Source organism: Sphingomonas sp. 37zxx, from assembly GCF_000786205.1.
In the GTDB taxonomy this organism is placed as follows: domain Bacteria; phylum Pseudomonadota; class Alphaproteobacteria; order Sphingomonadales; family Sphingomonadaceae; genus Sphingomonas.
On sequence record NZ_JROH01000082.1, the window covers coordinates 1 to 7,613 of the forward strand.

Below are 7,613 nucleotides of genomic sequence, written 5' to 3' on the forward strand. Positions count from 1 at the left end.
AGCCAAGCCCTTTTTCAGCAGCCTGTTAGGTCTGGCAGAACACATGGCACTCCGGTTCGCCACCAGCGATCAGTCCTCATGGCGCTGCCGAGGAACGTCAATTACCAGTCCCGGATTGCGGGCCGCGGCCAGGGATGACGCTATCGCCGCCGACAGAAACCGTTGCAGCATCCGGTGCATGGATGATGCCGCGAAGGCCAAGCGTTCAACCGCAATGTCGTCACAAATACGGCAAGAGAGTTCGCGCGCAATCCTGCAGATCCGACGTTATCGCGTTACGGGCAGCAACGCCATCACGCGCGCGCAGCGCCTCTAGCACAGCCCAGTGATTGGGCATCGACGTTAGCAAGCTTTCCCTATCGGGCATCATCAGCCGAACATAAGGCCCAATTCTCAGCCAGCGCATTTCGATAAAACCCAAAAGCGTCTTGAGGCGGCTGGCGGCGTATAATGTGCGATGAAAGGTCCAGTTCGCCACGACATAGGCGTCCCGATCGTCGGAATCAGCGGCGGCCTGCATCGCGTGGCAAGCCGACGTCATGATGGCAACCTCATCCGGCGTGATTAGGCCACAGGCGCGCTCGGCCGCCATGCCCTCCAGCATAACGCCGATGTCGAGCATCTCGGTGTATTCTTCCCGAGACATTTCGGGGATCACGAGGGTGCGCTTGCCGCCACGCGCGACCAGCGCACCCTCGATCTCAAGACGCTGCAAGGCGGCGCGGGCGGGCATCTGACTTACGCCGAGGGCATCGGCCGCGGCGCGGATGGTGATGGGTGTGCCCGGCCGGAATACACCACCCATAACCGCGCGCCGCAGCTGTTCGTAGACCTGCGTCTGCAGGGTCGCCCGATCCACGGGCGCAAACACGAACGACGTCTCAGCCTCGTCCTGTCCATTGAGGACAAGTTCGGCTGCAGCATCAAAACGCAACGGATCGTGGCCTGACATCAGTAACTCATACATCGGTCTCGGCAAAATTCGAGACCCCGCCTTCGACAGGTCAACTTCGACCCCGCATCAAAATCGGTGCGTCACGGCACCCACGAACGACGCCCCGAGATTGGGATAGATCGATGCGTCATTGATGCCTTGGTGAATGTTCAAACCGCGCTGCGGCGGCTTCACGTCGAAGAGATTGTTGACGTTGACCCTCAGGCTGGTTTTCTGGCTGAACTCATAGTTCACCGACAGATCGTTGAACAGAAAGTCTCCGGTCTGCGAAACATCGAACTGATCCGTTGGGCGGCCGGCAAACAGATTGATCGAGCCGTTGATATCCGTGCTCTGCAGATACCGGCCGCGCCACGTAACAGCTAGCTTGTCGATCGAATATGTCAGGGAGCCGAGCACCTGGAACTTAGGATCGCCCAGGAAACCTTCACGCTGGTTTTCGGTTCGAGGATCGTTGCCATCCGTCAGCTGGCGCAGGCGGATCAGATAATTGCCGTTAAGATTTAGATTTATACGGCCCGGTAGCGACGATGAGACACGGACAAGATCAAATCCATAGGCGAGCGCGAAATCGATGCCGCGCGTCGCAAGCTGGCCGATATTGACCTGAGTAGCGACGATGTTGGTCACGCCAAAGGTTGTCGGATCGCGCGTGATCAGTGAACAGAGTGGATTTGCCGAGGGCGGGCCGGCAAGGTCGACGCAGTTGTTGAGGATCGTGCCGATCGGGATCGTCCCGATCGCGTCGCGAATGTGAATGTCGTAATAATCGATCGTCAACGACAAGCCGGGCGCAAAATTCGGCGTGAACACGGCGCCCGCCGTCCAGGTGTAGGCCGTTTCGACGTCGAGGTTGGGATTTCCACCAACCCGCGCCGGGGTAGTGCGGCCATTCGTGGGTGCGTTGAAGCCGGGACGGATCCCCAGAGCGGTGCAATTGGCCTGGCGGTTGGCAGCCTGCGTAATGACGGAGACGTCGCACGGATCCTGAACGAAGAAGAAGCTCTCGTTCGCTGGAGAGAACAGTTCCGTGATGTTGGGTGCGCGCGCGGCTTTTGAGCGCATCACCCGGAAACGCACTCCGTCAACTGGGCTGAACACCCCGCCCGCGTTCCAGGATGTCTGCGTGCCATTCACGTTGTAATCCGAAACGCGTGCCGCCGCCTGAAACGTCAGCTCCTTCACCAGCGTTATATCCGCCAGCAAGGGTACACGCAGTTCGCCAAAGGCTTCCTTCACTTTGATGCTGCCCGATACTGGCGCTTCCTGCGGATAATAGGTTCGGCCCGTCTGCAGGTCCGCCGACGGCTCTGTTCGCGCACGCGCGTCACGCGCTTCCGCCCCGACCACGAGCGCGACCGGACCCGCGGGCAGGTTGAACAGCGTGCCGTTCATGCTGGCACCCACCATCGCCAGCGATGCCGTCGAGCGGTAGCGATCGTTAAACAGGCTGTACGCAATGCCAGCGGGTGTCGAGGACGGATTGAAGGGGTTGAGCGGCTGGCAACCCGCCGCGCGGGCGGCCGGATCAGCGCACGCTGGCGCCCCATTCAGCAGGATCACGTCCACGGATTGCAGGAACCGGTCCTGCTGGCGCCCATTGAGCAAAATGGTCGACGCGCGGGTGTGACCATAGCCGGCATAGGCTTCATAGGTCCAATCACCCCACGCCTTGCCCTCTACGCCCACCGTATACTGCTGCATCAGCCTGTCGGCATCGCTGCCGCGGCGGCCGAAGTCGTCGTACACGCGGAAAACCTGGAAGCTGGAGATGTTCGCTGCGGTAGCCTGCGCTCGAAAGTCCGCTGGCACGAATGGATTGCTCACATTGATCCGCGGGGCGGCATAGACGAAGTCATCCGCCACGGGCTGCCAGAAGGACAGCACCTTGCTGTTCATTACCCGCGCTTCGAGGAACAGGTTTACGCCATCACTGGCCTCAAAATTGACGTTGAGCGCGCCGCCAATTCGTTCAATCGGTAGCGAGAGGTTGTCATATTGTTCGAAAAATCCACCGTCGCCGCCGATCGTGCGTCCAGCCTGGTTGCCGATCGATCCCAGGCTGTAGGGCCGGCTGGAACCGCCGTCGGCGGCAAAGATCGTGCGGCCGAGCGACGTGTTGGCAGACGCCAATTGGGTCGCGCCGACGAACCGGATCGTCGGGCTGGTGATGAAGTTCGGCACCGCATCATTGTTAGCGGTGTCGGCGGGGTTGCGGATGGTGTTGATGCCATTCACGCCGTAGCTGCGCTGCGTTGATTGAACGCCCGCCGTTGAATCATAGAACACGTTGGCGACAATGTTGCCGCGGCCGCCGCCAAATGACTGGCCGCCGATCAGGTTAAGACCGTAGGATTCGCCGTCGCCGCGCGACGTGACACCGCCGAAAGCGCGGGCTTCTAAGCCCTCAAAGTCACGCTTCAGCACGATATTGATCGCGCCGCTGACGGCATCGGCACCATAAACCGCGGACGTGCCACCGGTGACGACCTCGACGCGCTCCACCATTGCCGAAGGCACCGAATTGAGATCGACCGCGGCCGTGAACGGCTGGCCGGACACCTGCCGACGGCCATTGATCAATACCAGTGTCCGCTGTCCCCCTAACCGGCGAAGATCGACTTGATTCAGACCAACGCTCGTGGCGTTGCGCTGGGTATTGGCACCGTTGAGGCCGACACCGATCTGCGGCTGGTCGGTCAGAATGTCCGCAATGTTCTGTCGGCCAGATTGTTCGATCGCAACAGTGTCGACCGCGGTGATCGGCGCGACGGACGTCAGGACCGTACTCCTGAGCCGCGATCCGGTGACGACGACCTCTTCGTCGATCGCATCTGCCTCGGCCTGCGCCTCGGCAGGGCTGGTGGTCTGCGCCTGTGCCGTGCTGGCCAGAGTTACGGCGATGGCGAACGTGGATACCGCGGTGAGACCGAATTTCATTGAAACCCCCTGCGTTGACGGCCGAAACTAAAGCGCTACCCCTCCCTGATCGAACTTGCACACTGCGCCGCAACTGCTGCACGTTGCATTTTGTGATCACAAAGAACAAAACTGTCATCTGACTGTCAAGGTGTTTCGAGGAGACGCAATGATGCAATGGTCTGCCGATGTGAAAGTGTTGAAAAAGCTGGCTGCACCGATGGCGCTGGCGGTTGCGCTTGCGTCTCCAGTGTCGGCACAGACAGCGCCCGCCGACGCCAGGAAAATCCAAAGGTCAGAAGCATTCCGCGTGATCGAGGCCTGGCTGTCGGCCAATATGGCGTTCCGCAAGATCCCCGGCATGTCCGTCGGGGTGGTAAGCGGTGATGACCTGATCTGGTCCAAGGGACTGGGCACCATCGACGCGCGGCACCGGGTACCGGCGACGCCGCAGACCATCTATTCGATCTGTTCGATCTCCAAGCTGTTTACCTCCGTTTCCGCCATGCAACTGGTGGAGCAGGACCGCCTGGCTCTGGACAAACCGATCACCGCCGTCTTGCCATGGGCAGCGTTCAAGGAGGTCGATCCAGCGAGCGGCGCGGTAACATTGCGAGGGTTGTTGACTCACTCGGCAGGCGTGCCGCGCGAAGCCGGCTTCGAATATTGGGCAGGCCCGGATTTCAAATTTCCGACGCGCCAGCAGATTCGCGACACCTTCAGTAATCAGACAAAGCTGTTCGGGACATTCGACCATTATCAGTACAGCAACCTCGGCCTGACACTCGTCGGCGAAAGCGTGGCGGCAGCGGCGGACCGATCCTACGAGAATTATGTTCAAACCAATGTGCTGAAGCCGCTGGGCCTGAACGACACGCGCACGAACATGCCGATGAACCTGTACGGGTCGCGGCTCGCTGTCGGGCATGGCTTTATCAGGCGTGACGGCACCCGCGAGCGGCTGAAACCATTTGATACCCGCGGGGTCACACCGGCTGCGGGGCTGACATCGACTGTGGAGGATCTCGGTCGCTTTGCCAGCTGGCAATTTCGGGTGCTGCGAACCGGCAAAGCCGAGGTTCTGAAGCCAGGCACCCTGCGCGACATGCACCGCGTCCAGTACATGGACCCCGACTGGCAATTGACGCGCGGCCTCGGCTTCGGGGTCTATCGCCGCGGCACCACCACCTACGTCGGCCACAGCGGCGAGTGCCCGGGCTATTACACCCGTTTCATGATGCACCTGCCGACCGAAACCGCGGTGATCACGATGATGAACGCCGCCGAGCCGAGCGCGCCTTATGTGGACGGCATTTTCGACATCCTCGATCGCCGCAAAGACTATAGTTTCAAGGGCGAGCCGGCGGCGAAGCTGGACCTTGAGCCCTATGCTGGCTTGTATTCGACCCAGCCCTGGGGCGCGGAGCAGCTGTTCCTGCCGTGGGCAGGCGGCCTTGTGAACCTTTCGCTGCCTTCGAACGCGCCCGGCTCTGACCTCACGTTCCTCAAGCCCAAAGCCCCAGACCTGTTCCGGCGCATCCGCCGCGACGGGACCGAGGCGGAGGAAGTACGGTTTGAGCGGAACGCGAGCGGCAAGGTGACCCGGGTGGTCTGGCATGCCAATCCGTCGGTCCGGATGGGTGATCTCTGACTCCAGGGGTAGGGGTCGGGCGCTGCCCAACTGTGGGGCCGTTGCCACCCAGGGGTTTGCTGACGAGGAAGCACGATGATCTCCATCCTTGATGTGTTCCGGATCGGCATCGGCCCCTCCAGTTCCCACACAGTCGGTCCGATGCGGATCGCCCGACGCTTTGCCCTGGGGCTTGCGCGGCAAGGCAGCCTTGACCAGACCGTCCGCGTGGCGATCGAGCTGCAAGGGTCGCTCGCGCTGACAGGCGCGGGCCACAATACGCCGGAAGCTGCCTTGCTCGGCCTGCTGGGGCTGGAGCCTGACACGATCGATCCCGATCAGGTGCCGGGCCTGCTGGCCGGCACGCGCGAGGGCAACCTGCGCGTTCTAGGGCGACATCGGATCGACTTCGACTGGCGGCGCGACCTGGACTTAGCCGGAGCCGTCGCGCCGCTGCTTCACCCCAATGGCATCCGCCTGACCGCCTGGGCCGATGACGGCAGCGTGCTGGCCAGCGAGCAATGGTATTCGACCGGCGGCGGCTTCATCGCCACCGCCGACCAGCTGCAGCGCGCGGCCGAAGACGACTTGGTGCCGACGCGGGTCGCCGTCACTTATCCTTTCCACTCGGCGGCACAGCTGCTCGAGCTGTGCGCGCAGACCGGCATGGGCATTGCCGACATCGTGCTTGCCAACGAGGAGGCCTGGCGTCCCGAAGCCGCAACACGTGCCGGGATCGCCCAGATCATCAGTGCGATGATGGCCTGCATCGACCGCGGGCTGCGCCACGCGGGCGTGCTGCCCGGTGGCCTGCAGGTTCGCCGTCGTGCGCCGGCGCTATGGGAAAAGCTGGTGCACCAAAGATCAGGCAATGAACCAGAAGCGCTGTTCGACTGGCTGAACGTCTATGCCATGGCGGTCAACGAGGAGAATGCCGCCGGCGGTCGCGTGGTTACCGCCCCCACCAACGGCGCAGCCGGGATCATCCCGGCGGTGATCCGCTATTACTGCATGGAGCAGAGTGACAGCGATGCCGCCACGGCGCGCTTCATGCTGACGGCTGGCGGTATTGGCCTGCTCTACAAGCAGCGTGCCTCGATCTCCGGCGCTGAAATGGGGTGCCAGGGGGAAGTCGGCGTCGCCTGTTCCATGGCAGCCGCGGGGCTGGCCGCGGTCTGGGGGGGCAGCCCGCCGCAGGTCTCCGCCGCTGCCGAAATCGGCATGGAGCATAATCTCGGCCTGACGTGCGACCCAGTCGGCGGACTAGTGCAGATTCCGTGTATCGAACGCAACGCCATCGCCACGGTGAAAGCAGTAAACGCCGCACGCTTGGCGCTGCACAGCCATGAGGCTCCGCGCGTGTCGCTTGATCAAGTTATCGAGACCATGCGCCAAACCGGCGTCGACATGAGTTCCAAATACAAGGAGACGAGCCTTGGAGGTCTTGCTGTCAACGTAGTAGCCTGCTGACAGGGCGGCCCAGTTCTTGAAAACACATGCAGAACGGCGGACGGTCCTCAATTACTGTCCGTTTTTTCTAAGCTCGCTGTCGGCGCGCGAGATGTCACTGCACGTGTCTCTCCTACGCTCGATCCGATTAATCGCTGACCGCAAGCGCGATATTGCCACCACCGACGCCCATGTGACGTCTCGTCGCCAGCGCAAGAAAGTAGAAATGCTGTTCGCGGACCTAACGCATCTTGACGATCGACCGCTTGCGCCTGCGAGGTACTAACGGCGCCAAAGACGAGTTCCTCCTCGCCGCCACCGCCCAGAGCCTCCGCAAGATGGCAAAGCTTATCCCGATGCCGGTGCAGATGGTACCTATCTTCGGAGGCAGGCGGGCTTGCCAATCCACCGTCAGCTGAAAACCTCGAGCGGATCGCCGTCCTTGCTCAGCGCCGCAAGGTTATCGAATAAACTGAACAGCGATTTGGGACCCATGACCGCGCTCCATGATCGTTGATCGCCAGTGAATCATCACACCGCGCCAAACGCCACCGGCTTTTGCGGCTGCCCAGATGGCTGCAGTACAGAGATGAGCAGGGCCCTCTAACAGGCTGCTGAAAAAGGGCTTAGCTATCGCGCTGTGAGATGATTCATCGTGGC

The 7,613-nt window shown here is 61.7% G+C and carries 5 protein-coding genes and 1 pseudogene; 3 read left to right on the forward strand and 3 right to left on the reverse strand.

Annotated features, from left to right (window positions below; all coding sequences use genetic code 11):
* Positions 1 to 220: 220 nt before the first annotated feature.
* A complete protein-coding gene (locus QU44_RS16500; RefSeq protein WP_052135039.1) occupies positions 221 to 967 on the reverse strand; it encodes a GntR family transcriptional regulator in 747 nt (248 codons plus the stop codon).
* Positions 968 to 1,021: 54 nt separating this feature from the next.
* Positions 1,022 to 3,895: a TonB-dependent receptor plug domain-containing protein gene (locus QU44_RS16505; protein ID WP_033923509.1), complete on the reverse strand. Its 2,874-nt coding sequence runs from the start codon at positions 3,893 to 3,895 to the stop codon at positions 1,022 to 1,024.
* A 148-nt stretch (positions 3,896 to 4,043) separates the two neighbouring features.
* On the opposite strand from QU44_RS16505, the gene QU44_RS16510 reads away from it, so the two are divergent.
* The 3 genes and pseudogenes from QU44_RS16510 to QU44_RS18010 form a co-directional block, all read left to right on the forward strand.
* The gene (locus QU44_RS16510) at positions 4,044 to 5,525 is read left to right on the forward strand and encodes a serine hydrolase domain-containing protein (RefSeq protein ID WP_033923510.1); all 1,482 of its coding nucleotides are present in this window, start codon (positions 4,044 to 4,046) and stop codon (positions 5,523 to 5,525) included.
* A 75-nt stretch (positions 5,526 to 5,600) separates the two neighbouring features.
* Complete coding sequence (locus tag QU44_RS16515) at positions 5,601 to 6,974, forward strand: L-serine ammonia-lyase (protein ID WP_033923511.1); 1,374 nt, start codon at positions 5,601 to 5,603, stop codon at positions 6,972 to 6,974.
* A gap of 145 nt (positions 6,975 to 7,119) precedes the next feature.
* Positions 7,120 to 7,372: pseudogene (locus QU44_RS18010) on the forward strand (transposase); the annotation flags it as partial.
* Between the two features lie 41 nt (positions 7,373 to 7,413).
* Here the strand turns inward: QU44_RS18010 and QU44_RS18770 are convergent.
* A partial coding sequence (locus tag QU44_RS18770) for a hypothetical protein (protein ID WP_231621791.1) occupies positions 7,414 to 7,613 on the reverse strand: 200 nt, incomplete at its 5' end.